Origin of the sequence: Ideonella aquatica, from assembly GCF_018069755.1 — a bacterium.
Lineage (GTDB): Bacteria > Pseudomonadota > Gammaproteobacteria > Burkholderiales > Burkholderiaceae_C > Ideonella > Ideonella aquatica.
In genome coordinates this window covers 150,750-174,194 of the sequence record NZ_JAGQDE010000011.1, presented here as the reverse complement: position 1 = coordinate 174,194, position 23,445 = coordinate 150,750, and the positions used below count along the sequence as shown (strand labels likewise).

Annotated in this window: 22 protein-coding genes; 3 read left to right on the top strand and 19 right to left on the bottom strand. The window is 71.6% G+C overall.

The features are described 5' to 3' along the window. Nucleotides 1–6: 6 nt before the first annotated feature. Genes KAK06_RS13910 through KAK06_RS13890 form a run of 5 tightly spaced genes read right to left on the bottom strand, consistent with a single transcriptional unit; the run spans nucleotide 7 to nucleotide 4,174 of the window. On the bottom strand, nucleotides 7–756 hold the full coding sequence (locus KAK06_RS13910; RefSeq protein WP_210802719.1) for a prolipoprotein diacylglyceryl transferase: 750 nt from the start codon (nucleotides 754–756) through the stop codon (nucleotides 7–9). Continuing rightward, nucleotides 753–1,001 (bottom strand): hypothetical protein, encoded by a 249-nt coding sequence (locus tag KAK06_RS13905; RefSeq protein ID WP_210802718.1) that lies wholly within the window; start codon nucleotides 999–1,001, stop codon nucleotides 753–755. The genes KAK06_RS13910 and KAK06_RS13905 overlap by 4 nt, the downstream gene beginning before the upstream one ends. Then, nucleotides 1,001–2,920 (bottom strand): MFS transporter, encoded by a 1,920-nt coding sequence (locus tag KAK06_RS13900; RefSeq protein WP_210802717.1) that lies wholly within the window; start codon nucleotides 2,918–2,920, stop codon nucleotides 1,001–1,003. Before KAK06_RS13900 ends, KAK06_RS13905 begins: the two co-directional genes overlap by 1 nt. 43 nt (nucleotides 2,921–2,963) lie before the next feature. After that, on the bottom strand, nucleotides 2,964–3,758 hold the full coding sequence (locus KAK06_RS13895) for a DUF2145 domain-containing protein (protein WP_210802716.1): 795 nt from the start codon (nucleotides 3,756–3,758) through the stop codon (nucleotides 2,964–2,966). Beyond that, on the bottom strand, nucleotides 3,755–4,174 hold the full coding sequence (locus tag KAK06_RS13890; protein ID WP_210802715.1) for a hypothetical protein: 420 nt from the start codon (nucleotides 4,172–4,174) through the stop codon (nucleotides 3,755–3,757). Before KAK06_RS13890 ends, KAK06_RS13895 begins: the two co-directional genes overlap by 4 nt. 132 nt (nucleotides 4,175–4,306) lie before the next feature. Here KAK06_RS13890 and KAK06_RS13885 point away from each other — a divergent pair, with 132 nt between their 5' ends. Beyond that, nucleotides 4,307–5,047 carry a helix-turn-helix domain-containing protein gene (locus tag KAK06_RS13885; RefSeq protein WP_210802714.1) on the top strand — a complete coding sequence of 247 codons (741 nt, stop codon included), beginning with the start codon at nucleotides 4,307–4,309 and terminating at the stop codon, nucleotides 5,045–5,047. On the opposite strand, the gene KAK06_RS13880 is transcribed toward KAK06_RS13885, so the two are convergent. From KAK06_RS13880 to KAK06_RS13840, 9 genes are all read right to left on the bottom strand, one after another. Next, entirely contained in the window at nucleotides 5,048–8,047 is a 3,000-nt protein-coding gene (locus KAK06_RS13880) for an EAL domain-containing protein (protein ID WP_210802713.1), read from the bottom strand. Next, a complete protein-coding gene (locus KAK06_RS13875; RefSeq protein ID WP_210802712.1) occupies nucleotides 8,044–9,051 on the bottom strand; it encodes a cytochrome-c peroxidase in 1,008 nt (335 codons plus the stop codon). Before KAK06_RS13875 ends, KAK06_RS13880 begins: the two co-directional genes overlap by 4 nt. A 136-nt stretch (nucleotides 9,052–9,187) precedes the next feature. Then, entirely contained in the window at nucleotides 9,188–9,769 is a 582-nt protein-coding gene (locus tag KAK06_RS13870; RefSeq protein WP_210802711.1) for a chromate transporter, read from the bottom strand. Between the two features lie 7 nt (nucleotides 9,770–9,776). Then, the gene (locus tag KAK06_RS13865; protein ID WP_247652850.1) at nucleotides 9,777–10,346 is read right to left on the bottom strand and encodes a chromate transporter; all 570 of its coding nucleotides are present in this window, start codon (nucleotides 10,344–10,346) and stop codon (nucleotides 9,777–9,779) included. Nucleotides 10,347–10,354: 8 nt separating this feature from the next. Next, nucleotides 10,355–11,131 carry a substrate-binding domain-containing protein gene (locus KAK06_RS13860; RefSeq protein ID WP_210802710.1) on the bottom strand — a complete coding sequence of 259 codons (777 nt, stop codon included), beginning with the start codon at nucleotides 11,129–11,131 and terminating at the stop codon, nucleotides 10,355–10,357. Between the two features lie 25 nt (nucleotides 11,132–11,156). Next, the gene (locus KAK06_RS13855) at nucleotides 11,157–12,122 is read right to left on the bottom strand and encodes a Bug family tripartite tricarboxylate transporter substrate binding protein (protein WP_210802709.1); all 966 of its coding nucleotides are present in this window, start codon (nucleotides 12,120–12,122) and stop codon (nucleotides 11,157–11,159) included. A gap of 22 nt (nucleotides 12,123–12,144) precedes the next feature. Then, nucleotides 12,145–13,305, bottom strand: a complete 1,161-nt coding sequence (gene tcuB, locus KAK06_RS13850) for a tricarballylate utilization 4Fe-4S protein TcuB (protein ID WP_210802708.1) — start codon at nucleotides 13,303–13,305, stop codon at nucleotides 12,145–12,147. Then, nucleotides 13,292–14,704: an FAD-dependent tricarballylate dehydrogenase TcuA gene (tcuA, locus tag KAK06_RS13845; protein ID WP_210802707.1), complete on the bottom strand. Its 1,413-nt coding sequence runs from the start codon at nucleotides 14,702–14,704 to the stop codon at nucleotides 13,292–13,294. The genes tcuB and tcuA overlap by 14 nt, the downstream gene beginning before the upstream one ends. A 116-nt stretch (nucleotides 14,705–14,820) precedes the next feature. Next, complete coding sequence (locus KAK06_RS13840) at nucleotides 14,821–15,714, bottom strand: LysR family transcriptional regulator (protein WP_210802706.1); 894 nt, start codon at nucleotides 15,712–15,714, stop codon at nucleotides 14,821–14,823. Between the two features lie 32 nt (nucleotides 15,715–15,746). Between KAK06_RS13840 and KAK06_RS13835 the strand changes: the two genes are divergently transcribed. Beyond that, a complete protein-coding gene (locus tag KAK06_RS13835) occupies nucleotides 15,747–16,175 on the top strand; it encodes an acyl-CoA thioesterase (protein WP_210802705.1) in 429 nt (142 codons plus the stop codon). Here KAK06_RS13835 and KAK06_RS13830 read toward each other — a convergent pair. The 3 genes from KAK06_RS13830 to KAK06_RS13820 are packed head-to-tail and all read right to left on the bottom strand — an operon-like array spanning nucleotide 16,157 to nucleotide 20,610. Next, nucleotides 16,157–16,690: a M48 family metallopeptidase gene (locus tag KAK06_RS13830; RefSeq protein ID WP_375140892.1), complete on the bottom strand. Its 534-nt coding sequence runs from the start codon at nucleotides 16,688–16,690 to the stop codon at nucleotides 16,157–16,159. The two genes, KAK06_RS13835 and KAK06_RS13830, sit on opposite strands and share 19 nt — an antisense overlap. Continuing rightward, nucleotides 16,687–18,642 (bottom strand): M61 family metallopeptidase, encoded by a 1,956-nt coding sequence (locus KAK06_RS13825; protein ID WP_210802704.1) that lies wholly within the window; start codon nucleotides 18,640–18,642, stop codon nucleotides 16,687–16,689. The genes KAK06_RS13830 and KAK06_RS13825 overlap by 4 nt, the downstream gene beginning before the upstream one ends. 48 nt (nucleotides 18,643–18,690) lie before the next feature. Continuing rightward, nucleotides 18,691–20,610, bottom strand: coding sequence for a M61 family metallopeptidase (locus tag KAK06_RS13820; protein WP_210802703.1), 1,920 nt, complete (start codon nucleotides 20,608–20,610; stop codon nucleotides 18,691–18,693). A 58-nt stretch (nucleotides 20,611–20,668) separates the two neighbouring features. Between KAK06_RS13820 and KAK06_RS13815 the strand changes: the two genes are divergently transcribed. Further along, on the top strand, nucleotides 20,669–21,403 hold the full coding sequence (locus tag KAK06_RS13815) for a hypothetical protein (protein ID WP_210802702.1): 735 nt from the start codon (nucleotides 20,669–20,671) through the stop codon (nucleotides 21,401–21,403). Here the strand turns inward: KAK06_RS13815 and KAK06_RS13810 are convergent, their stop codons facing one another. Together KAK06_RS13810 and queA are read right to left on the bottom strand one after the other, a co-directional pair. Next, on the bottom strand, nucleotides 21,404–21,790 hold the full coding sequence (locus KAK06_RS13810; protein WP_210802701.1) for a c-type cytochrome: 387 nt from the start codon (nucleotides 21,788–21,790) through the stop codon (nucleotides 21,404–21,406). A 173-nt stretch (nucleotides 21,791–21,963) separates the two neighbouring features. Beyond that, nucleotides 21,964–23,055, bottom strand: a complete 1,092-nt coding sequence (gene queA / locus KAK06_RS13805) for a tRNA preQ1(34) S-adenosylmethionine ribosyltransferase-isomerase QueA (RefSeq protein ID WP_210802700.1) — start codon at nucleotides 23,053–23,055, stop codon at nucleotides 21,964–21,966. Nucleotides 23,056–23,445: the final 390 nt, after the last annotated feature.

The window sequence follows — 23,445 nt, the reverse complement described above, 5'->3', positions numbered from 1 at the left end:
TGGTCTTCAGGCGGTGAGCGCGCTGGGGTGCCGGCGCCAGGCACGCGCCAGCAGTGGGGCATAGGCCATCAGGGCGACCAGGCACACCCACTGGATGCCCGAGAGGCCGCCAGCGTACTCGACGCGCACCGGCTTCAGGCTGTCTCCGATCAAGCGCCACAGCAGGTAGGCGCTGAGGAAGAGCTTGAAGCACAGACCCGGCACGGCCGCCCAGCGCGCCTGTCCGCGGTGCAGCAGCGTGCCCAGCAGCACGAGGAAGCCGATCTCATAAAGCGCGCTGGGATGGCGCGGCACGCCGTCGCCCTGGTCCACCCCCCAGGGCAGCGCGGTGGGCAGGCCGTAGGTGTCGTCGTGCAGGCCGGCCAGGAAGCAGCCCACGCGGCCCAGCACCAGGCCGGCGATGAGGGGCGTGACCATCAGGTCGCCGGTGGACGCCCGTTGGCCGGTCAGCGCCTTCGCGGCTTCAATGCCCAGCAGACCGCCCAGCAGGCCGCCGACGATCGACTGCCCCAGCACCAGCGGCCCGCCGGCCCACCAGGCGGCGATCAGGTCGGGCCGCTCGACCGCGAACACCCCCTTGTTGCCGATGGCGGCGCCCAGCAGCAGGCCGGTGATCAGCGCGAAGCTGCCCGATGCGGTGAGCGCCGACAGGCCACTGCGCTGCCGGGCGCGCCGGTACAGCGCCACGCCCAGCGCGATGCCGCCGTACTCGAACAGTGCGTGGGTCGCATGAGCCACCACGATGTCAGTGATCATGGGGCATCCGTGTCGTCATGGTCCGAGTTGTTGAAAATCGTGGCGAACTTGTAGGCACCCCAGGCCAGGCCCAAAGCGATTGATCCGAAGCTGAGAGCTGCCCAGGCGCCACCCAATTCACCACCGGTGTGGCCTCGCAACAGGTCGCGGATCCCGATGCCCACCCATGTCGCCCCGCACAATCCGAAGCCGCACGTGGCCACAATCAGCAGCAAGTACCAGAAGAACTTGATCAAGCCGAACATCACGCCCCCATGGACGAAGCAGGGTCCAGCAGGCGCGCGACGCTGGTCTGGACGGTCTGCGGCGTGACCTCACCCGCAGCCATGGCGGGGCCAATATTCAATCCCACCTGGTTGAACAGCCCACGGCGCAGCGGCTTGACCATCGCGTTGCCGCCCTCCACGCGCGAGAAGTACGAGCCCCACAGGTTGGTCAGCGCCATCGGCACCACCGGCACCGCGCGGCGCTCCAGAATCTTCGCGATGCCGCCCTTGAAGGGCTGCAGCTGGCCGTCGCGGGTGATGCCGCCTTCGGGGAAGATGCCCAGCAGGTCGCCCTCGGCCAGCACCTGGTCGGCCGCGGCCAGCGCGGCCTCATAAGCGGCCGGGTCCTCGCTGCGCGGCGCCACCGGGATGGCCTTGGCCAGGCGGAACAGCCAGCCCAGCACCGGCACCTGGAAGATGCGGTGGTCCATCAGGAAGCGGATCGGCCGCGGGCTGGCGGCCATCAGCAGCACCGCGTCGATGAAGCTCACGTGGTTGCAGGCCAGGATCGCCGGGCCCTGGGCCGGGATGTGCTCGTCGCCCTGCACGCGGAAGCGGTAGATGAAGTGGCTCAGCACCCAGGCCACGAAGCGCAGCAGGTACTCGGGCACCAGCAGGAACACATAGGCCGCCACCAGCGCGTTGGCCAGCGCCAGCAGACCGAAGACCTGCGGGATGCTCAAGCCTGCCGACAGCAGCGCGCCGGCGCCCAGCGCGCTGACGATCATGAAGATCGCGTTGAGGATGTTGTTGGCGGCAATGATGCGCGCGCGATGGCTGGCCGGCGAGCGCAGCTGGATCAGCGCGTACATCGGCACGCTGTACAGACCGGCGCTGAACGACAGCGCGAACAGATCAATCAGCACCCGCCAGTTCGCGCCCACGCCCAGGAAGGCCGTGAGCCCCAGCCGCTCGCTGGCGGGCACCTGCGAGGCGGCCCACCACAGATCGGCGGCGAACACGCTCATGCCGATCGCGCCCAGCGGCACCAGGCCGATCTCCACATGGCGGCGGCTGAAGGTCTCGCACATCAGCGAGCCCAGGCCCACGCCCACCGAGAACACCACCAGCAGCAGCGAGGCCACATGCTCGTCGCCATGCAGTACGTCCTTGGCAAAGCTGGGGAACTGGCCCAGGAAGACCGCGCCGAAGAACCACATCCAAGAGATGCCCAGCAGCGAGCGGAAGACCACCAGGTTCTGGTGCGCCAGCTGCAGGTTGCGCCAGGTCTCGGTGACCGGGTTCCAGTTGATGACCAGCTCGGGCGAGGTGGACGGCGTGGGCGGGATGCGCTGCGCCACCACCCGGCCGACCACGGCCAGCGCCAGCGCGGTCCAGCCCACCGCCTCGGCGCCGGTGAGCCACCAGCCCTCGGGCAGCGCGATCAGGATGCCGCCCACCACATTGCCCAGCAGGATGGCCACGAAGGTGCCCATCTCGACCATGCCGTTGCCGCCGGTGATCTCGCGCTCGTCCAGGTGCTGCGGCAGGTAGGCGTACTTCACCGGGCCGAACAGCGTGCTGTGCAGGCCCAGGCCGAAGATGCAGCCTAGCAGCAGCGCCGGCCACTGCATCAGCAGGCCCACCATCGCCAGCACCATGATGGCGATCTCCAGGCTCTTGACCAGCTGCGCCAGCCGCGCCTTGTCGTACTTGTCGGCCAGCTGGCCCGAGGTGGCCGAGAACAGCAGGAAGGGCAGGATGAAGACCGCGCCGATCACCAGGCCGGCCATCTGCGGCGGCAGCCAGGCCACCTCGACGCGGTAGGTCACCAGCATCGTGAAGGCGAACTTGAAGACGTTGTCGTTGGCCGCGCCCAGGAACTGCGTCCAGAAAAAGGGCGCAAAGCGGCGCTGGCGCAGCAGGGCGAACTGGTTGGGGTGTGGCTGGGCGCTCACGCGGGGCTCCTCCTGGGTGTGCGTGGACTGTAGCGGCTTGGCATCAGTGCAGAACCTGCACCGCGTCCCCCAGACGGGTGCGTTGCAGCCAGTCGAAGGCCGAGTCCACGGTGGTGGTCTCGATGCGGTCCGAGAAGCGCTTGTCGTTGGGGTGGTCGTCAAAGGCGATGTTGGCGCGGGTGGCACGGGCGCCCAGGCGGGTCAGCGGGCCCAGGTACAGCACGGTGGGCGTGTAGCCGCGCAGCTGCAGCCAGGCCTGGGCGCGTGGGCGGTCGCTGGCGCCGTCGTCCATGGCGCCCGCCAGGGTCTCCAGCGCCCACTGGTTGCTCTGCTGGTAGCGCGTGGACCAGGGGTAGGCCAGCATGTTGTAGCGCGGCTCGTGCCAGCGCAGCAGGCGCTCGTCGTCCTGCAGCAGCGGCAGCAGGCGGGCCTGCAGCTCGGGCGCGGGCACGACCAGGGCGGCCTCGTAGCGCCAGGGCCGGTCCAGGAAGAACTCGGCCAGGCCTTGGCGGAAGACCTGGGCACGGTCGCTGCCGCAGTGGTTGAGCTTGTGCACCACGCGCCAGACCGTCTGGCCGCTGGCGTCGTTCTGGCGGTAGGCCCAGCCCATGTGCGACCAGCGCAGCCGGTAGGCGCTGAGGTCCTGGCCGGCGCGCGCCAGCAGCACCACGCTGGCGCCGCTGGCCTGCAGCGCGGCGTCGGTGCGCAGGGCCAGCGCCAGGCCCTGTTGGACCTCGGCCAGCGTGGGCGGCTCGGGCTCGCAGGGGCGACCGGCCCGGGCGCCGCTGCCCAGCAGCAGCGCCAGCACCAGGGCGATGACCCGCCAGGTCGCGTTCATCGTGACAGCGCCTGGTGGTGGAACAGGTGGGCATGCGCCGCATCGGGCAGCACCGCCAGCGCGCGGCTGCCATCGACCAGCAGCCAGCCGCTCTCGACCGCCACCACCGTCAGCGCCTGGCCCAGCGCCAGCGCGCTGGCGCCGACAGCGCTCAGCACGATGCGCGCGCCGTCGGCGCTGCGCTCCAGCACCCACACGCTGCCCTCGGCGGTCAGCTCGACCGCCTTCACCAGCAGAACGCCGGTGCCCGCCGACAGCAGCAGCGGCGCGCCCACCAGCGTCAGCACCGGCAGTGCCGACAGCGCCGCCGAGGCCTCGGACGGGCCGCCGCGGTGGGCGCGCACCGGGGTGGCGGACAGCGTGGTCAGCAGCGCCAGCGTCAGCGGCAACAGGGGGCGCAGGAGTGAGGGTGCCATGGTGTCGTGCCGACGGGTTCGGTCCGGTGTTGAACAAGGCTTCATCTTGGCGCGGCCGGGTCAAAGGTGGCTTGAATCAATGCTGTGTGCCACTTCTTGACCTGTCAGGTATTGTTTGGTGATACTTTGGCCATGTCGACCACCCAGGCCCTGATCCAGGTGCTGAAAGCCGAGCTGAAGGCCGCCGGCTGGACCTACGCCGTGCTGGCCCGCGAGCTGGGCCTGGCCGAGTCCAGCGTCAAGCGCATGTTTGCCCGCGGTGACATGCCGCTGGCCCGCGTTGACGCGATCTGCGCGCTGCTGAAGACCGATTTCACCGAGCTCAGCCGCCGCGTGGCCGCATCGCAGCCCGAGCGCCACGAGCTGACGCTGGCGCAGGAGCGCGCCGTGGTGGCCGACCGCAAGCTGCTGCTGATGGCGGTGTGCTGCCAGAGCCAGTGGACGCTGGAGCAGGTGGTGGCGCACTACCGCCTGAGCGAGGCCGAAGGCATCGCGCTGCTGGCCCAGCTCGACCGCCTGGGCATCATCGAGCTGCGGCCGCACAACCGCTACCGCCTGAAGCTGGCCAAGGCCTTCCGCTGGCGGCCGCACGGGCCGGTGATGGCCTTCTTCCGCGAGCAGGTGGTGGGCGACTTTTTCGGCGGCGGCTTTGATGGCGACGGCGAGCTGCTGACGCTGGTGCACGGCCAGATCCGGCCGGCCCTGGTGGCCTCATACAACGACCGGCTGCAGCGCCTGGCCCAGGACTTTGCGCAGCAGCACCTGGCCGACCAGAAGCTGCCGCCCGAGCAGAAGCAGGCCTGCACGCTGCTGATCGGCATGCGCAGCTGGCTGTTCGGCGCTTTCCGCGAGCTGCGCCGCAGCGGCACCTGATCAGGCGCGCGCATCCTCGCGCGGGCGCCCCACGGCCAGTTGCAGCGACAGCAGCGCGGTGGCCAGCTCGTCCTGCACCGCCAGCAGTGCCACCAGGCCGTCGCGCATGGCGGCGTGCCGACCCTCGCGCCACAGGCTGTCCAGCCGGTCGACCTCGCGGTGCAGCCGCCGGTGCAGCGCGTCGACCTGCGCCGTTTGCGGGTGTGCCGCGTAGCGCAGCCGACCGTCGGCCTCGAACCAGGTGCCGAAGGCGCAGCGGGTGGGATCACCGAAGTGCTGGTGCGGGATCGGCCGAAGCTCCAGCACCGCGCGCTGCACCTGGTCTACCCAGGCGCGCAGCTGGATCTCGGCCGTCAGCAGTTGGCGATCGGTGTCGCTCCAGTGCAGCGCGGCCACGGCTTGCCACGATGGATCAGGCCGCCAGGCGGCCAGCCAGGGCAGCCAGTCGCCGGCCGGCATCGGCCGGGCGATGCCGTGGCCCTGCGCCAGGTCGCCGTCGAGCTGCAGCAGCATGCGGCCGTGCAACGGCGACTCGATGCCCTCGGCCAGCACCTGGCGGCCGAAGGCGCGCGCCAGCTCGATGACGCCGCGCACGATGATCAGGTTGTCCAGGTCGGTGGGCAGCTCGCGCACAAAGCCCAGGTCGATCTTGATCAGCTCGATTGGCAGGCGCTTGAGGTAGCTGAGCGACGAGTAGCCCGCGCCGAAATCGTCCAGCGCCACGCTGACACCCAACGCACGGCAGTCATCGATCACGCGTGCGGTGCGCACGATGTCCTCCAGCGCGGTGGTCTCCAGCACCTCCAGCGCCAGCAGGTCGGCCACCGCCGGGTGGCGGGCCTGGGCGGCGCGCAGCCGATCGACGAAGTCGCGCGCCTGCAGGTGGCGGCCGGCGATGTTGACGCTCACCGGCAGTCGCTGGCCGGCAAGGTGCCAGACGTCGAGCTGGCTCAGCGCCTGCTCGATCACCCAGTCGCCGACCGACTCGATCAGCTCGGCGTCGTCGATCTGCGGCAGGAAGTCGGCCGGGCCCAGCAGGCCGCGCTGCGGGTGCTGCCAGCGGATCAGGGCCTCGGCGCCAACCACGCGACCGGCGCGCAGGTCCACCTGCGGCTGGTAGTGCAGCACCAGCTCGCCTTGGCGCAGCGCGTCGGCCAGCCGCGCCACATGGCCGTGGCGGTGGCGCTGGCTGCGCTCCTCTTCGGCATTGAAGAAGCGGTAGCCCCTCTTGCCGGCCTGCTTGGCCTGGTACATCGCCTGGTCGGCGTGGCGCAGCAGCGTGTCGGGGCCCTCGTCGTCGGCGGGGAACAGCGTCACGCCGATGCTGGCCGACACGCTGGTCGACTGCGGCAGGCCACCCAGCGGCAGCGCGACCACGCTGATCAGCCGGCGCAGCACTTCTTCGCACTCCTCCACCGAGCCCAGACCATTGAGCAGCAGCGCGAACTCGTCGCCGCCCAGGCGCGCCACGGTGTCACCGCCGCGCACCGCGCGCAGCAGGCGCTGGCCGATCTCCACCAGCACGCGGTCACCGGCCTCGTGGCCCCATTGGTCGTTGATTGGCTTGAAGCCGTCCAGATCGAGCAGGCACACCGCCAGCAAGCGTCCGCCGTGGTGGGCCTGAGCGATGGCGTGGCCCAGGCGTTCGGCCAGCAGCTTGCGGTTGGGCAGCTCGGTCAGTGCATCGAAGTAGGCCAGCTGCTTGAGCTGGCGCTCCTGGTGCTTGAGGTGGCCGATGTCGGCGAACACCGCGACGAAGTTGCGCGTCTGGCCCTGGGCATCGCGCACCGCGGCGATCGACAGCAGCTCGGGGTAGATCGCCCCTTCGCGGTTGCGGTTCCAGATCTCGCCCGACCAGCGTCCGGTGTCGGCGATCGAGCGCCACATCTCGCGGTAGAAGGCGTCGTCGTGGTAGCCCGACTTCAGCACGCGCGGGTTGCGGCCGATGACCTCCTCGCGTGTCCAGCCGGTGATGCGCGTGAAGGCCGGGTTGACGTCGAGGATATTGCCCTGCGCGTCGGTCAGCGTGATGCCGTCGTGGGCGTTGCGAAAGGCGGTGGCGTGCAGCGTCAGCAGCTGCTGGGCGGCCAGCTGCGCGTCGTAGAGCTTGGCCAGCTCGGCGTGGGTGCGTTGCAGGCTGCGGCGCGCCCGCGCCAGGTGCCACAGCAGCCAGCCCACCACGCCGGCCAGCAGCACGCTGACCGCCGACAGCGCCTGGCGGTAGCGTGTGGCCTGCGCTGCCGCTCGCGCATGGCCGGCGGTGTAGTGGTGCGCCAGCGCATCCACGCGCGCGTCCGTGGCCAGGGCCAGCAACTGCTGGTCCAGCGCGTCCAGGCGGGCGTCGCGCTCGACCAGCACCGCACCGTGGCGACCCAGCTCGGCGATCCGCTCGGCCAGTGCTGGCGGACCGGCCAGGATCAGCGGCGGCGGTGGATGGCGCTCGGCGCTCAGCGTGCCGGCAGTCAGCAGGCGCGCGTAGCGGCCGATGGCATCGCGCTGCGCGGCATCCAGGTGGGCGGCCTGCGGGCCGTCCAGCAGCTCGCGGACCAGCGACTCCAGGTAGTTGCGCGAGTTGGTCAGGACCGCGTTCTCGCGCCGGAACTGGTCGACCAGCTCGGCCTTCTCGATCAGCGCTGCGGCCAGCGCGTCGGCCTCGGCCGCCACCGTGGGGGCGTCGCGGCTCAACAGGAAGGCCGGTGGCGGTGCCAGCTGCGCCGCCAGCGCGGCCAGTTCCCGGGTGTGGCCGGTCAGGTCGTCATAGTGGCGGCTGCGCTGCCAGCGCGCCGCCAGCAGGTCGCGGTCGACCGCGGCGTTCAGGCTGCGCACATCGTGCAGGCGCTCCGAGTAGGCGGCGTGGACTGCCGCGGGCACAGCGCTGGCGCCGCGCTCCAGCACGGCGAACAGGCCCACCGCCAGCACCATCAGCAGGGCGATCACGAGGCGGCCGCGCCAACGGCGGCGATCGGTCCAGGCGATCGGGGGCGGCGCGGCGCTGCTCACTGCAGGGCCTGCCCGCGCCAGCGGCCGGTCAGCGACTGCAGGAAGGCGACGATCAACTCGACATCCTGCGCCGTCAGATCGTGCCCCAGCTGCACCCGCGCCATGGTGCGCACTGCCTCGTCCAGCGTGGCGGCCGAGGCGTCGTGGAAGTAGGGCGCCGTCAGTGCCACATTGCGCAGCCCCGGCACCTTGAAGACGCCGCGGTCGGACTCGCGCCCGGTGACCGCCTGGCGGCCGCTGTCGCGTGCCGCCTCGGGCGGCGGCGCCTCCATCACGCCGAAGCGCTGAAACATGTTGCCGCCCAGGCCCACGCCCTGGTGGCAGCTGGCGCAGCCCAGCTCGATGAAGCGCTGCATGCCGGCGCGCTGGCGCGCATCGAGCGCGTCGGGCTCGCCGCGCAGGTGGCGGTCCAGCGGGCTGTCGGGCGTGAGCAGCGTTTCCTCGAAGCTGGCCAGCGCGTCGACGATGCGCTCGGCCGTGGGCGGCCCGCCGTAGACGTCGGCAAAGGCCTGCAGGTAGCCGGCATCAGCACTCAGCTTGGCCAGCACCTCGGGCCAGTTCGAGGCCATCTCCACCGGGTTGTGCACCGGGCCTGCGGCCTGCTCGCGCAGCGAGGCCGCGCGGCCATCCCAGAACTGCACGAAGTTCAGGCTGGCATTGAACACCGTGGGCGCGTTGCGCTGCCCGGGCTGACCCCGCACGCCCAGCGACACCCGGCGTGCGTCGGCACCACCATGTGCCAGGTCGTGGCAGCTGGCGCAGGACAGGCTGTCGTCGTGCGACAGGCGCTTCTCGTGGAACAGGCGCTCGCCCAGTGCCACCCGCTCGGGTGGCAGCGCGGGCGTGGGTGGCAAAGGCTGCAGCGCCTGGAAGGGCAGGGCCGACGGCGGGGCCGGCGGTGGGGCGGGCAGCACATCGGGTTCGGTCTGGCGCTGGGTCCAGCCGATGCACAGTCCGATGCACAGCAGGGCCAGCGCGGCAACGAGAGGCGGGCGAAACGACATGGCGGCACTCGGGGCCGCCATGGTTGGCCCAAGCGGCGCCGTACGGCTTGACCGTCATCAAGGGCTTGGTTCAACGCCGCCGAAGGGGACGGTCGAGCGTGTGCTGTGCACGCTCGACCGGTGCCACGACGCGGCCTCAGGCGGCGCCCAGCGCACCGACCAGGGCGCCTGCGGCCAGCAGCGCCCAGGTCGGCCAGCGCGTGCGCAGCACTGCCAGCGCGGTGGCCGCAGCCAGCGCCAGCCCGAGCGGGGTGTCTGCACCCAGCCCGGCGCCGCGGCCGATGAAGACCGCGGTGCCCAGCATCGCGGCTACCACCACCGGCTCCATGCCGCGGCGAAAGGCCTGCAGCAGCGCCTGCTCGCGCCAGCGCTGTGCCAGGTGGGCTGCCAGGCAGGCCAGCAAGGAGCTGGGCAGCAGCAGGCCGACCAGGGCGGTGGCCGCCGCTGCGGCGGCCAGGCTGGCCTGGGCGCCCAGCCCGCCTTGGGCGTGTTGCCAGCCGATCAGCCAGCCGGCCAGCGCGACATAGAGCACGTTGGGCCCGGGCGCGGCCTGGGCCAGCGTCAGGCTGCGGGTGAAATCGGCCTCGGACAGCCAGCCGCGCTCGTCCACCAGCAGGCGGTGCAGGTCGGGCGCCACCGTCATCGCGCCGCCCACCGTGAAGGGCGACAGGCTCAGGTGGATCAGCAGCAACTGACCCAGGTCCAGCGGCAGGTCCATCCGGCCCTCAGCGCGGCGCGCGCAGCCTGCGCCACGTCAGGACGCAGGCTGGCACGCCGACCAGCACCACCACCGCCACCATGGGCAGGCGGGCGCCCAGCAGCGCGGCCAGCGCCAGTGCGGCCAGCGCGCTGGCCGGCCACCGCCCCAAAGGATGCGTGGCCAGGCCGGCGCCCAGGCGCAGGCCGGCGCCTGCCACCAGACCGGCCGCCACCGCCGACAGGCCGCCGATGGCGCCGCGCACCAACGGCCAGGATTCGACCTGGCTCAGCAGCGTGGCCAGCAGCAGCAACAGCAGCGTGGGCGCCAGCAGCAGTCCGCCCAAGGCGGTCAGGGCACCCGCCACACCGAACTGGCGCCAGCCGTACATCAGCGCCAGGTTGCAAACGTTGGGGCCGGGCAGGACCTGGGCCGTGGCCCAGTCGCCGGCAAACGCCTGCTCGTCCAGCCAGCGGCGGCGCTCTACCAGTTCTCGGTGTACCACCCCCAGCACGCCACCAAAGCCTTGCAGTGCCATGACCGAGAAGGCCACGAACAGCTCGCCCAGGTGCGCCGGGCGCCGCAGCGGGCCGCTCATGCCGCCGCTCAGCGCTTCACGGCGGCCGGCTCCAGGCCGGTGGCGCGCACGATCTCGGCCACCGCGGCGGACGACAGGAAGCGCGCCAGGTGCGCGGCCCATTCGGCCTCCTTGCTGCCCTTGACCAGGCCGGCGGAGAAGAAGATCGTCTGCTGCACTTCCTCTGGCAGGGTGCCGATGAAGTCCAGCTCCTTGAAGTAGATCAGCTCGCTGACCTGCTGGAAGCCCAGCTCGGCGTCGCCGCGCGCCACCACCGCACCGACGCGCTCGCTGAGGATGCGCTGGCCGGTTTCCTTCAGCCGCTCGGCCACGCCCAGCTTGGGGAACAGCTCGGTCGACAGGTAGGTGCCGCTGGCGCTGGCCGAGTAGGCCACCGACTTGGCGTCCAGCAGCGTCTTCTTCAGCGCCTCGACGGTGCTGATGTCGGGCCTGGGCGTGCCTTTGCGCACCGCGGCGCCAATCTTCGAGCGCGCCAGGTCGATGCGCGAACCGGGCTGCACCTGGCCGGCCTTGACCAGCGCTTCCAGCCCGCCTTCGGAAAGGATCACCAGGTCGAACACCTCGCCGCGGGCGAAGCGGCTGGGGATGGAATCGGGCGCATTGCCGATCGAGGCGCCGAAGCTGCTGATCACGGTGTGGCCGGTAGCCTGCTCGTAGATCGGGATCAGCTGCTTGTAGGCCTCGGTGAAGGCGCCCGAGGTGACGACGCGGATCTCGGCCGCCCAGGCGCCGATCTGGGTCAGGGCCAGGCCGGCCAGCAGGGCCAGGCGATAGACGATGTGCATGGAGTGTCTCCTGCCGAGGGCGGGCTCAGTCGATCTTGATCTTGCGGTCGCGGATCACGCGGCCCCACATCGCCGATTCGCGGGCGATTTCCTGCGCCAGCTCCTCACGCGTGCCCGGCGCGGGCGGCATGCCGTGCTGGTTCAGCTCGGCCACCACGTCGGGCGACTTCAGCACCTTGACCAGCTCGGTGTTCCAGCGGTCCAGGATGGGCTTGGGCACCTTGGCCGAGGCGACGAAGGCGTACCAGTTGGTGGCCAGGTAGCCGGGGAAGCCCGACTCGGCGATGGTGGGCACGTTCGGCAGCTGCGGAATGCGCTTGGCGCCGGTCACGGCCAGCGGGATCAGCTTGCCGGCGTCGATGTGCTGCTGCGCGGTGGACAAGGTCGAGTAGTAGGCCGCCACGCGGCCGCCCAGCAGGTCCTGCAGCGCCGGTGCGCCGCCCTTGTAGGGGATGTGCACCGTGTCGATCTTGGCCATGTCGTCCATCAGCTCGCCCGCCAGGTGCGAGGCCGAGCCCGCGCCGGTGGAGGCGTAATCGAGCTTGCCGGGGTTCTTGCGCGCGAAGTCGATGTACTCGGCGAATGTCCTGATCTTCAGGCCGGTGTGCACCACCAGCACGTTCGGGAAGTTCACGCCCATGGTCACCGGCGTCAGGTCCTTGACCGGGTCGTAAGGCAGCTTCATCAGGTGCGGCGCGATCGCCAGCGGGCCCACCGAACCGAACAGCAGCACCGAGCCATCGGCCGGGCCGGTGGCGGCGAACTGGTGGGCGATGTTGCCGCCGGCGCCGGCCTTGTTGTCGATCACCACGGTGAAGCCGGTGTTGTCGGCCAGCTTCTTGCCGATGATGCGCGCCGCGGTGTCGGCCGCGCCGCCGGCGGCGAAGCCGACGACGATGGTGAGGTTCTTCTTGGCGGGCAGGTCCTGTGCGGGGCTGCACAGTGGCATCAGCGCGATGGCCAGGGCGGCCAGCAGTGGTCGGCGGTTCATCGGGTGTCTCCTTGGGAAATCATCAGTCGGCGCCCAGGCCGACGGGGTTGGGTTGGCGGCGCTCCACCGCGGCGCGCAGCAGCGCGGCGGTGCGGTAGATGCCGTGGGCGAACTTGCCGCAGGGCAGGGTGGCGAACAGGGCCAGCACCGCGCCCAGGTGCACACAGAGCCACCAGGGCATGGCGGCGCTGGCGCCGGCCAGCCACAGGCCCAGGCCGCTGACGGCCACCAGGCACAGCAGGGCGATGAAGCCCAGGTCCATCGGCCGCTGCGCCGGGTCGCCGTGCAGCGGGTGGCGCCTCAGATGCAGCCAGCCCAGGCCGGCCGTGCCCACGGCCAGCGCCACGCCGCCCGGCACGCCCAGCAGCTTGGGCAGCGCCGGCCAGGCATAAGGCGCCTGCCAGCCGAAGGCGTAGTGGTAGAGCGTGGCCACCGCGGTGGCCGCAAAGCACAGCATGAAGCCGTAGAAGGTCAGGTGGTGGAAGCGCCGGCGCGCGTGGGTCCAGGCGTCGTCGGCGTTGTGGCAGCCCTCGCCATGGCCGCCGTCCAGGTAGCGCAGCACCAGCACCTGGCCGGTGGCCTCACGGGCCGCGTCGGCACCCAGGGGCTGGCCGCTGCTGACCGGCGTGGCCTGGCGCCAGAAGCGGCGCACGCCGATCGCCAGCGACAGCGCGGCAAAACCCAGCACCGGCGCGAACAGCGCCACCAGCAGGCCGTGCGGCAGCACCGCGTAGAAGCCGGCGCCCGCGGGCACCTGCCATCCGCCGCCCAGCACCACCGCGACCGCCAGCACCAGCGCCAGCGCGGCGGCCAGCGCCAGCGACAGCACCAGGCCGTTGCGCTCGTAGGCGCGGCCCAGCGCGGCCGGCCAGGCGTTGACCGCGTAGGTGCGCTGGCGCACCCGCGCCATCGCCCGCGGCACGTTCACCGCAAACTCGTGCGGCGGCGCGTATTGGCAGGCGTGCAGGCAGGCGCCGCAGGCGTGACACAGGTTGGCCAGGTAGTGGGCGTCGGCCGGCTCGAAGCGCAGCCGGTAGGTCATTGCCGGGAAGACGGCGCAGAAGCCCTCGCAGTAGCGGCAGGCATTGCAGATCTGCATCACCCGCGCCACCTCGGCCTCGGGCGTGGGCGTGCCCTGGGCCAGCGCCACGGCCTGCGCGGCCAGCGACTCAAGCGGCTGCATGGCGCACCTCCTGCACCCGGGCCGCGGCGGCGGCGCGCTCGCCGGCGATGCGGCCAAACGCCGTGCCGATCGACATGCCGACACCGGCGGTGTAGCCCTGGCCCAGCACATTGCCGGCCATCATCTCGCCGGCCACGAACAGATTGGGGCTGGGCCGGTCGGCAAAGCGCACCGCGGCGGTCTCGTCGGTGCGCAGGCCCAGGTAGGTGAAGGTCACGCCGGGGCGCAGTGCGTAGCCGTAGAAGGGCGGCGTGTCGATCGGCCGCGCCCAGTGGCTCTTGGCGGGCGTCAGGCCCTCGGTGGCGCAGTCGTCAAGCACGGTGTGGTCGAAGCGCCCGGGGCGGCAGGCGCGGTTGTAGTCGTCCAGGGTCTGCATGAAGCGGTCCTCGGGCAGGCCCAGGCGGCGCGCCAGCTCGGGCAGGCTGTCGGCCACCACGCCGGGAAAGACCGGCGGCATGAAACGGCCCACGGCCTTGGCGTCGATCACCGACCAGGCGGTCTGCCCCGGCTGGTGGGCCACCAGCCGGCCCCAGATCGCGTAGCGCTTGGGCCAGAAGTCCTCGCCCTCGTCGTAGAAGCGCTCGCCGTCGCGGTTGAGGACCACGCCCAGGCTGACGCAGTCGATGCGGGTGCAGATGCCGCCGTCGTAGAGCGGCGCGCGGGCATCGATCGCCACCATGTGGGCCTGGGTGGCGTCGCCGATCGCATCGGCGTGCTGCTCGTCGATCAGGTGGCGCAGCAGCGTGCCCTGGTTGAAGCGGGTGCCGCGGATCAGGAACTGGTCGGCCGGCCATTCGCCGCGCGCGTTGCGGCCCCAGGCCTCGCGCAGCCAGTCGCGGTTGGACTCGAAGCCGCCGGCCGCCAGCACGCAGCTGGCGGCCTCTATGCGCTCACCGCCGGCCCAGGCGGCGACGAAGCGGCCGTCCTGCAGCTCGATGCGCTGCACCGGCGTGTCGTAGCGCACCTGCACGCCCAGGCGCTCGGCGCTGCGGTAGTAGGCGTTGACCAGGGCCTTGCCGCCACCCATGAAGAAGGCGTTGGTGCGCGCCACATGCAGCGCGCCCGACAGCGGCGGCTGGAAGCGCACGCCATGGCGCTGCATCCAGCCACGGCAGGTGGCGGATGCGCGGATCACCAGCCGCGCCAGCGCCTCGTTGGTGCGCCCGCCGGTGACCTTCAGCAGGTCCTGCCAGTACTCTTCCTCAGGGTAGGCGTCGACCAGCACGTCCTGCGGCGCGTCGTGCATGCAACGCAGGTTGCGGGTGTGGGCCGAGTTGCCGCCGCGCAGCGCGCGCGGCGCGGCTTCGAGCAGCAGCACGCGCGCACCCGCCTCGCGCGCCGTCAGCGCCGCGCACAGGGCCGCATTGCCCCCACCGATGACCAGCACGTCCGTGCCCATGAACCGCCCCACAGCCGATGAAACAGGGGGCGATTGTGGAAACCGGCGATTGATTCGTGAAATGAAAAGGACGGATCGATTATTGCGATCCAGGCATCAGTGGCCGCACCGCCGGTTCAGGGCTTGAAGCGCGCCTGCTCAATCAGCTTCCTGAACGCCAGCGCCGCCGGCGACAGTGCCTGCTCGCGGCGCTGCAGCAGCACCACCTGGCGCCGCACCACCGGGTGGGTCAGCGGGATCTTGCGCACGCCGGGCCGGTCGCCCGGCTGGAAGGTGGACGAGGGCAGGATGGCCGCTCCTACGCCGGCCGCCACCAGGTTGATCGCGGTGGCGTGGTGCTGCACCTCGTAGCGACCCTGCAGCCGGATGCCGCGCTTGGCCAGCTGGTAGTCCATGAAGATACGCGTGGCCATGAAGCTGCTGACGCCGATCAGCTCGGTGTCGTGCAGGTCGCTCCAGCGCACCTCGGCGGCCTGCTCCAGCGGGTGCGGCGTGCGGCACAGGAACACCAGCGGGTCGCTGAACAGCCGCCGCTCCTCCAGGTCGGGGTGCGGCTCGCCGTGCAGCGCGATGCCCAGGTCGGCCTGGCCATCCAGCACCGCCTGGCGCACCTCGGTGGACGAGCCGTCGTGCAGCCGGATGCGGTTGTCCGGGTGCGCCTGCGCGTACTGGCGGATCAGGCCGGGCAGGACGTGCGAGCTCATCGAGGGGATACAGGCCAGCGCCAGCTGTCCGCTGCCCAGCCGCGACATGTCCTTCAGTCGCTCGACGGCGCTGGTCATGTCCTGCACCAGCGCGCGCGCCTGCGGCAGGAACTCGCGGCCCACGGTGCTCAGCTCCACGCGCCGCGTGGTGCGGTCCAGCAGTTTCAGGCCCAGGTAGGCCTCGAGCTTCTGCACGCGCCGCGTCAGCGCGGTCTGCGTGAGGTGCAGCTCGCGCGCCGCGCGGCTGAAGCCGCCCAGCTCGGCCACCGCCACGAAGGCCTGCACGCCATCGAAATCGACCTTCATGCGCCGATCTTACGGCGCGCGAAAATCGGCCCATGCCCCGACTTCAGCTTCAGCCCCCCGAGCGCTTCGGTTTCGAGACCGCCGTGCAGATCTACATCAGCCACGTCAACCAGGGCGGGCATCTGGACAACGCGCAGCTCATCACGCTGGTGTCCGAGGCGCGCTTGCGCTTCTTCCGCGCACTGGGCTGGCGCGAGGGCGATGTGGGCGGCTGCCCGATCGTGGTGGCCGAGCTGCAGGCGCAGTACCAGAGCGAGGGCTTCCATGGCGAGACCATGCGCATCCGCATGCAGCCGGTGGAGTTTGCGCGCTGCGGCTTCGCGCTGGCCTTCCAGATGAGCGACGAGGCCAGCGGCCGGCCAGTGGCGCGCGGGCAGAGCGGCATCGTCTTCATCGACCGCGCCACACGCAAGCCGGTGGACATTCCGCCCGCCGTGCGGGCTCAGCTGCTGGCGGTCTGATCCTTCAGCACGTCGGCCGCCAGCCACAGCCGCAGGTCGAATTCGCGCTGGTGGTAGTCGCCCAGCATGTGGGTGCACAGGCCGTAGAAGGCCTTGTCGTGCTCGGGCTCCTTCAGGTGGGCCAGCTCGTGCACGACGATCATCTCCAGGAAGGCCGCGGGCAGGTCGCGGAACAGCGTGGCGATGCGGATCTCGCGGCGCGACTTCAGCTGACCGCCCTGCACCTGGGTGCGCCGGGTGTGGGTGCCCAGCGCCTGCTGCAGCAGGCGGATCTTGGCGTCATAGGCGATGCGGGCGATCGGCGGCGCGTTGCGCAGGAAGCGCTGCTTGCGCTCGTTGACGAAGTCGAACAGCGCGCGGTCGTCGCGCACCGCGTGCGCCTCGGCGTAGCGCCGCTGCAGCAGCGCGTGCATCTGCCCGGCCAGCAGCGTGGGTGTGACCTGGGCGATCAGCTCGGGCGGGTAGCCGCCCAGCGGCGCCAGCGCCTTGGCGGGCAGGGCGACGGGCGCACTCACTTCGCGCTGTAGATCGCCGACAGGCGGTCGCTCTGGCCGTCGGCGCGCTGGAGCACCGGGAAGCGCTGGCCGCCGCGCCAGTCGATCGTCACCAGGCGGTAGAGATCGTCCTCCTTGAGCAGCAGCTGGATCGGCGCGCGCCCTTCGCGGTTGGCGTCGATCGCCTGCGCCAGGCGCTCGGGGGTGTAGGCCTGCAGGTTGACTGCCAGGAGCGTCAGGCCCGGCGCCAGGCCGGCCTTGAACGCGGGGCTGTCCCAGGCCACCTGCTCGAGCTTGCCCTCGTGTGTGACCATCAGCCCCAGTGACCAGCGGAAGTCGGCCGGGCGCGGCTTGCCGTCGCGCGACGGGGCGTTCTTCGCGAAGGGGCTTTCGGTGCTGCTCCAGCCCAGCGTCCAGCCGCCGCGGGCCAGGCCGTCGAGCGGCGCGCCGGGGCCGTGGCTGTCCAGGCGCTGGCGCAGGAAGCCGGCCCAGTCGTGCGGCTGCACCGCGTTCAGCGCGGCCACCACGTCATCGAAGGTGTAGGGCTGGGGGGCGATGCTGCCATCGGCGCGAAAGGCCGTGGGCACGCCGAAGAAGGCGCGGGCGAAATCGTCCAGCGACTTGGCGCCGCCGCTCTTCTCGCGGATCAGCGTGTCGGCGTCCAGCCAGATCAGCGTGGCCTCGTCGTAGTAGTCGACGCCGCGCTGCCAGTCGCGCCAGGCCTTGTCGCGGCTGCTGCGGATCGTGCCCTCGTTGGTGGTGTCCTGCAGGGTGCGCCAGGTGCGGCCGGCGCGCGCATCCAGATACGCGGCCACGTAGGCCAGCGCATCGCGCGACTGTTCGGGCGTGGCCAGGCCCGAGCGGGCGGTCAGCACATGGCCCCAGTACTGGGTCATGCCTTCGTAGACCCACAGCAGCGTGTTCTGCATCGGCACGTTGTAGTGCGGGGTCAGCAGGTCGGCGGGGCGGCGGAACTTGCCGTTCCACGAGTGCACGTACTCGTGCGGCAGCAGCTCGCGCGAGGCGATCGCCTTGTCCCAGTCCTTGAAGTAGCCGGGACGCACGCCGTTCTCGCTGGACTCGTGGTGCTCCAGGCCGATGCCGCCGAAGTGCCTGGACTGCGCCAGCAGGAAGTCGTACTGGCGCCAGTGGCGCGCGCCGAACAGGCGGTCGGACTGCTGCACCAGGCGGCGGTGGGCCTCCAGCTGCGCATCGCTGGCGTCCAGCAGGCCAGGCTCGTCGGCCAGCAGGTTCAGCGCCACCGGGCGCGGCGTGCCGGGCGGGTCCAGTTCCACCCGCTTCGCATGGCGGCCGGCAAACAGCGGCGAGTCGACCAGCGTCTCCACCGACACCGGTGCAAAGCGCACCCAGCCCTGGCCATCGGCCTGGGCCACGCGGCCTTGCGGGTCGCGCAGCGCGGTGGCGGCCTGCCAGCCGGCGGGCAGCTTCACCTGCGCCTGCACGCGCACCGCGGCGGCGGGCACCTGGGTGGGGTAGAGCAGGGTCTGGTTCCACTGCACACCCAGGATCTGCCGCGTCATCGTCGGCCGGCCCTGGCCGGCGTTCTGCGGTGCCAGGTGCTCGTAGCGCAGCGTCAGCTCGCGCACACCGGCGGGCACGTCGATCAGGAAGGCGTAGGGGTCCAGCGTGTCGCGGCGCCACTCGATCCGGCGCTCGCCGGCGCTGATCTGCAGCCCGGCCAGCTGGGCCACATCGCCATAGGGGCCGTGGGTGCCGGGCAGGAAGCGCGGGTAGTGCAGCGTCAGCGGGCCGGGGCCGGCCACCGGCAGCGTCTGGGTGACGCGCTGAATCTGGTGGTCGAGATCCGTGGCGTCCACCGCCAGCGTGACCGTGCCGGGCCAGGGGCCGGCGGAGGTGGGGGCAGCGGCCGGGGCGGCGGTGGTGGCCAGCGCGGTCAGCGCGGCCGCCAGGACAGCGCGCAGGCTGGCCTTGTGGGCGAGGATGCGGGGCATGGGTGAGGCGTCCGTGAGGGAGACGCGACCATACCTCAGTGGCCGGGGTCAGCGCGGGCGGTAGATCGCCGACAGCAGGTCAGGCTGCCCGGTCTGGCGCTGCAGCAGCGGCTGGCGCGGGCCCTGGCGCCAGTCGATCGTCACGCTGCGGTAGCGCTCGCCGTCCTTGACCAGCAGGCGCAGCGGCGCGTCACCACCGGTGTTGGCGCGCAGCGCGGCGTCCAGGCGCTCGGGCTTGTAGGCCAGGTCGTTGACCGCCAGCAGCGTCATGCCCTTGGTCAGGCCGCCCTCATAGGCGGGGCTGCCCCAGAAGACCTGGGTCAGCGTGCCGTTGCCGATCACGCGCAGGCCCAGCGAATGGGCCAGGTTCTGCGGGCGCTCGGTGCCCGAGTCGCCCTCCCAGCCGCGTTCATGCTGCTGGAAGCGGCTTTCGTCGGCCTGCCAGCCCAGGGCCCAGCCGCTGTGGGTCAGGGCCAGCGCGGCGTCGCGGCCGGGCTGGTCCAGGCGCTGGTGAAAGAAATGCCGCCAGTCCAGCGGCTGCACCGCATGGAGGGCGGCGAACAGTTCGTCCTCGGTGTAGGGCTGCGGGCGGATCGAGCCGTCGGCGTGGCGACCTGGCGCGCGGCCGTGAAAGCGCCGCGCGAAGTCGTCCAGCGAGCGCTGGCCACCGCTGGCCTGGCGGATCGCCAGGTCGGCCTCCAGCCACAGCAGCAGGCCCTCGTCGTAGTAGTCCTGCTGGCGCTGGTGATCCTCCCACTCGCGGCTGTGGCCGGGACCGATGGCCGGGTCGATCTGGGTGTCGGCCAGCGCACGCCAGCGGCGACCGGCGCGCGCCTGCACCTCGGCCACGGTGGTGGCCAGGCGGTCCACCGCCTGCTCGGGCGTGGACAGGCCGGCGCGCGCGGCCAGCACATGGCCCCAGTACTCGGTCAGGCCCTCGTAGACCCACAGCAGCGCGGTGCCCATGACCTGGTGGTAGTTGGGTGTCAGCAGGTCGGCCGGCCGGTGGGCCTTGCCGTTCCAGGCGTGCACGTACTCGTGCGGCAGCAGCTCGCGACCGCGGATCGCGTCGGCCCAGTCCTTGAAGTAGTCGGGGCGCAGTGCGTTCTCGCTGGACTCGTGGTGCTCCAGGCCCATGCCGCCAAACTCCTCGGACAGCGCCAGCATCAGCTCGTAGTGGCGAAACGGCCGCTGGCCACCGAACAGGCGATCGGCCTGGGCCACCAGCGCGCGGTGGGCGGCCAGCTGCTCAGGGGTGGCGGCCAGGGCGCCGGGCTCGTCAGCCAGCAGGGCCAGGCTCACCGGCGCGGCGCCGGGGCTGTCGTCCAGCGCGTGGCGGCGCAGGTGGCGGCCGGCAAACAGCGGTGAGTCGACCAGGGTCTCGACCGACATCTCGCGGTACTGCCGCCAGCCCTGGGCATCGGGTTCGGCGCGCTGGCCCGCGGCGTCTCGCAGCGCACTGGCCTCCTGCCAGCCGGCGGGCAGGCGCAGCCGCGGCGTGATGCGCTGGGCATCGACGGCCGGTCCGTCCTGGTAGAGCAGCACGGTTTCCCACTCGATGCCCAGCAGCGCCGGCGTGATGCTGATGCGCTCGCCGCTGCCGCGCACCGGGGCCAGGTACTGGAAGTCCAGGTCCAGTGTCGCCACGCCGGGCGGCACCTCGATCAGGAAGGCAAAGGGGTCGCCCGCCAGGCGCCGCCAGGCCAGCGGTCGCCCGCCGGCCTGCACCCGCAGGCCGGCCAGGCGCGTGACATCGCCGTAGGGGCCGTGGCCGCCGGGCAGGTAGCGGGCGTAGCGCAGCGTCAGTGGGCCGGGACGCTCCACATCGATCTGCTGCTGCACGCGCAGTACGCGGCGGTCCAGGTCGGTGGCGTCCACGGCCAGGCGCATCGGCGCGGCCTGGGCCGCCAGCGCCATCCACAAGCTGGCGGCGAGCAGCCGCCGCACGGCGATCCAGGGCGAAGTCATTGCACGACGATAACCGAGCCGGCGGCGGATCCTGTCCGGTTTGAGGCATCATCGCCGGATGTTCGTCCTCCCCCGGTTCCTGTCTCTGGCGCTGCTGGCCGCAATGGCCTCCGGCCCGCAGGCGGCCGCGTCGGACGACGCGCCGCGCAGCTCGACCATCTACCGCTGCGACGGCGGTGGCACGCCCACCTACTCTGACAGCGCGGTGCGCTGCGACAACGGTGCGGTGCTGACCAACCCCAAGCCGTCGGCGGTGCCCCTGGTCGGACCGGCCACGGCCAAGCTCACGCTGAACGGGCCGCCCTGCCCCCTGCCGCAAACCGACCCCGAAGGCCCGGCCTGGGCGCCGATCCGCGCCTGCTTCCGCCAGGCCCTGCAGCAGCAGCCCGAGCACAAGGTGAGTGAGGCCCAGTTGGCCGGCGTGCTGATGGGCGTGTGCGAAACAGAAACCCGCACGCTGATGCAGGGCAACAGCTTCCCGGCGGAACTGGGCCGCACGCCTGACGAGCGCCGTGCCGCGATCCGCCGCTGGTCGCAGTGGCTGGTGCAGCAAAGCGGCCGCGCCAGCGACAGCGTGCCGGTGCAGTCGCTGGCGGCGGGCAAGGCGGTGCCGCTGCAGCGCATCAGCGGGCCGGCCGAGCTGCAACTGCCCAGCGGCCAGATCACCGAGGCGCTGCCTGGCACCTTGTTGCGCCAGGGCGACCAGATCTATGTGCGGCGTGGCACGAGCCTGCAGGTGGGCGGCCAGAACCTGCCCGCCCAGCAGCGCGATCGCTGCGTGCGCGTCGACTGATTACTTCAGCTGCAGGATCCAGCCGACCAGCCTGGAGGCGTCGGCTTCGGTGATCGCCACCTTGTTGGGCGGCATGGCCAGGCCGCTGACCTTGCCCTTCCAGTGGCTCTCGTAGGGGTTGGAGCCGGCCATCACCGTGGCGGTGAGGGTCTTCTGGGCCTCCTTCTGGCCCTTGTACTTGACCGCCACGTCCTTCCAGGCCGGGCCGATCGGCGCCAGGCCGTCCGGGCCCTTGCCGCCCGGCTCGATGTGGTGGCAGGTCAGGCAGCCACTGGTGTTGGCCAGCTTGAGCATGGCGTCGTCATTGCCGGCGGCCAGGGCCGGGCCGGCGACGAGTGCGGCGGCAAGGCCGGTGCTGAGGGCGATCAGGTGCGGGGTGCGCAGCATGGTGGACTCCTTTGAAAGCGGTGAACCCTTGGACCGCATCTTGGGAGCCGGCGCGCCGGCAATGTTGAGCCTCATCAAGACTGCCTGCGCTTTTGCCAGGATGGAGCACCCTGGCACATCCGCGGCGCAGCGCGCACGCGACGTCTGCGCCAGCACGCGACAGACGCCGGACCTCAGGCGCGCTGCAGCAGCATCGCGTCGCCGTAGCTGAAGAAGCGGTAGCCGGTCTCGATCGCGTGGCGGTACAGCGCCATCACGTGCGGGTAGCCGGCGAAGGCGCTGACCAGCATCATCAGCGTGCTCTTGGGCAGGTGGAAGTTGGTCAACAGCACATCCACCACCTGGAACGAGAAGCCCGGCGTGATGAAGATGTCGGTCTCGCCGCTGACCGCGCCGCTGAGGCCACCGCGGCCGGCATGGCGGGCGGCGGACTCCAGCGCCCGCAGCGTGGTGGTGCCCACCGAGACCACACGGCCGCCGCGCGCGCGGCAAGCGGTGATGGCCTCCACCGTGGTGGGCGGCACCTCGTACCACTCGCTGTGCATGCGGTGCTCGGCCAGGTTCTCGGTGCGCACCGGCTGGAAGGTGCCCGCACCCACATGCAGGGTGACCTGGGCGCGCGCAATGCCGGCCTCGGCCAGGGCTGCCAGCACGCCTTCGTCGAAGTGCAGCGCCGCCGTGGGGGCGGCCACGGCGCCCGGGCTGCGGGCGAAGACGGTCTGGTAGCGCTCGGCGTCCTCGGGGGCGTCGTCGTGGGTGATGTAGGGCGGCAGCGGCACATGGCCGTGGCGCTCCAGCAAGGCCAGCGGGTCGCCCTCGACGCGCAGGTGGAACAGGCTGCCATCGGGCCCGGCACGGCCCATCACCAGCGCATCGAAGCCCTCGGCGCCACCAAAGCGCACCGTGCTGCCCTCGCGCGGGGATTTGCTGGCGCGCAGGTGGGCCAGCATCTCGCCATGCCGGGCGTCGTGACCGGGCAGCAGGCGCTCGACCAGGGCCTCGACCGCGCCGCCAGTGGGCTTTTCACCGAACAGGCGGGCCTTCAGCACACGGGTGTCGTTGAAGACCAGCAGGTCGCCCGGGTGCAGCAGCGTGGGCAGCGTGCGGAACACGCGGTCCACGGGCAGCGGCCCGGTGCCGTCAAGCAGGCGCGAGGCGCTGCGCTCCGGGGCCGGGTGCTGGGCGATCAGCTCGGCCGGCAGGTGAAAGTCGAAATCGGCCAGCTGGAACGGCCGACCACTGGGGTGCAGGGAGGAGGAGGACATGGCTTGCAGGCTGTACCGGCCTTCAAGGACCGCGGATGACGCGGATTGTTCCATGTGCGGCGCCGGGCCCATGCCTCACAGGGCCATCCAAGGACCCCGCCCGCAGGGCCGGGCTGGGGCGGATCAGCGTGCGGCGGCCGCGACGGTGTCGGGATCGTTGCGGTCCCAGGCCCAGGCGAACGCCAGGCTCAGGCCCAACACCAGCGACATCAACAGCAGAAAACGGGCAAGGAGGCGCATGGTGGTGGGCAGGCTTCAGGGCAGCGGGAGGTGCGCAAATGCGCTGGTCAGATTTGATTGTCCGCCGGGGCCGCGGGCGCGGCCTAGGGGAAGTCCTCAAGGCGTGTCGAAATGGGCAGCGTCCAGAGCCACTGTGGTCGGCGCCCGACA

Bases quoted from the DNA above. Each gene is read 5' to 3' on its own strand.
- KAK06_RS13910 (WP_210802719.1), bottom strand. From the start codon at position 756: ATGATCACTGACATCGTGGTGGCTCATGCGACCCACGCACTGTTCGAG.
- KAK06_RS13905 (WP_210802718.1), bottom strand. From the start codon at position 1,001: ATGTTCGGCTTGATCAAGTTCTTCTGGTACTTGCTGCTGATTGTGGCC.
- KAK06_RS13895 (WP_210802716.1), bottom strand. From the start codon at position 3,758: ATGAACGCGACCTGGCGGGTCATCGCCCTGGTGCTGGCGCTGCTGCTG.
- KAK06_RS13890 (WP_210802715.1), bottom strand. From the start codon at position 4,174: ATGGCACCCTCACTCCTGCGCCCCCTGTTGCCGCTGACGCTGGCGCTG.
- KAK06_RS13885 (WP_210802714.1), top strand. From the start codon at position 4,307: ATGTCGACCACCCAGGCCCTGATCCAGGTGCTGAAAGCCGAGCTGAAG.
- KAK06_RS13875 (WP_210802712.1), bottom strand. From the start codon at position 9,051: ATGTCGTTTCGCCCGCCTCTCGTTGCCGCGCTGGCCCTGCTGTGCATC.
- KAK06_RS13870 (WP_210802711.1), bottom strand. From the start codon at position 9,769: ATGGACCTGCCGCTGGACCTGGGTCAGTTGCTGCTGATCCACCTGAGC.
- KAK06_RS13865 (WP_247652850.1), bottom strand. From the start codon at position 10,346: ATGAGCGGCCCGCTGCGGCGCCCGGCGCACCTGGGCGAGCTGTTCGTG.
- KAK06_RS13860 (WP_210802710.1), bottom strand. From the start codon at position 11,131: ATGCACATCGTCTATCGCCTGGCCCTGCTGGCCGGCCTGGCCCTGACC.
- KAK06_RS13855 (WP_210802709.1), bottom strand. From the start codon at position 12,122: ATGAACCGCCGACCACTGCTGGCCGCCCTGGCCATCGCGCTGATGCCA.
- tcuB (WP_210802708.1), bottom strand. From the start codon at position 13,305: ATGCAGCCGCTTGAGTCGCTGGCCGCGCAGGCCGTGGCGCTGGCCCAG.
- tcuA (WP_210802707.1), bottom strand. From the start codon at position 14,704: ATGGGCACGGACGTGCTGGTCATCGGTGGGGGCAATGCGGCCCTGTGC.
- KAK06_RS13840 (WP_210802706.1), bottom strand. From the start codon at position 15,714: ATGAAGGTCGATTTCGATGGCGTGCAGGCCTTCGTGGCGGTGGCCGAG.
- KAK06_RS13835 (WP_210802705.1), top strand. From the start codon at position 15,747: ATGCCCCGACTTCAGCTTCAGCCCCCCGAGCGCTTCGGTTTCGAGACC.
- KAK06_RS13825 (WP_210802704.1), bottom strand. From the start codon at position 18,642: ATGCCCCGCATCCTCGCCCACAAGGCCAGCCTGCGCGCTGTCCTGGCG.
- KAK06_RS13820 (WP_210802703.1), bottom strand. From the start codon at position 20,610: ATGACTTCGCCCTGGATCGCCGTGCGGCGGCTGCTCGCCGCCAGCTTG.
- KAK06_RS13815 (WP_210802702.1), top strand. From the start codon at position 20,669: ATGTTCGTCCTCCCCCGGTTCCTGTCTCTGGCGCTGCTGGCCGCAATG.
- KAK06_RS13810 (WP_210802701.1), bottom strand. From the start codon at position 21,790: ATGCTGCGCACCCCGCACCTGATCGCCCTCAGCACCGGCCTTGCCGCC.
- queA (WP_210802700.1), bottom strand. From the start codon at position 23,055: ATGTCCTCCTCCTCCCTGCACCCCAGTGGTCGGCCGTTCCAGCTGGCC.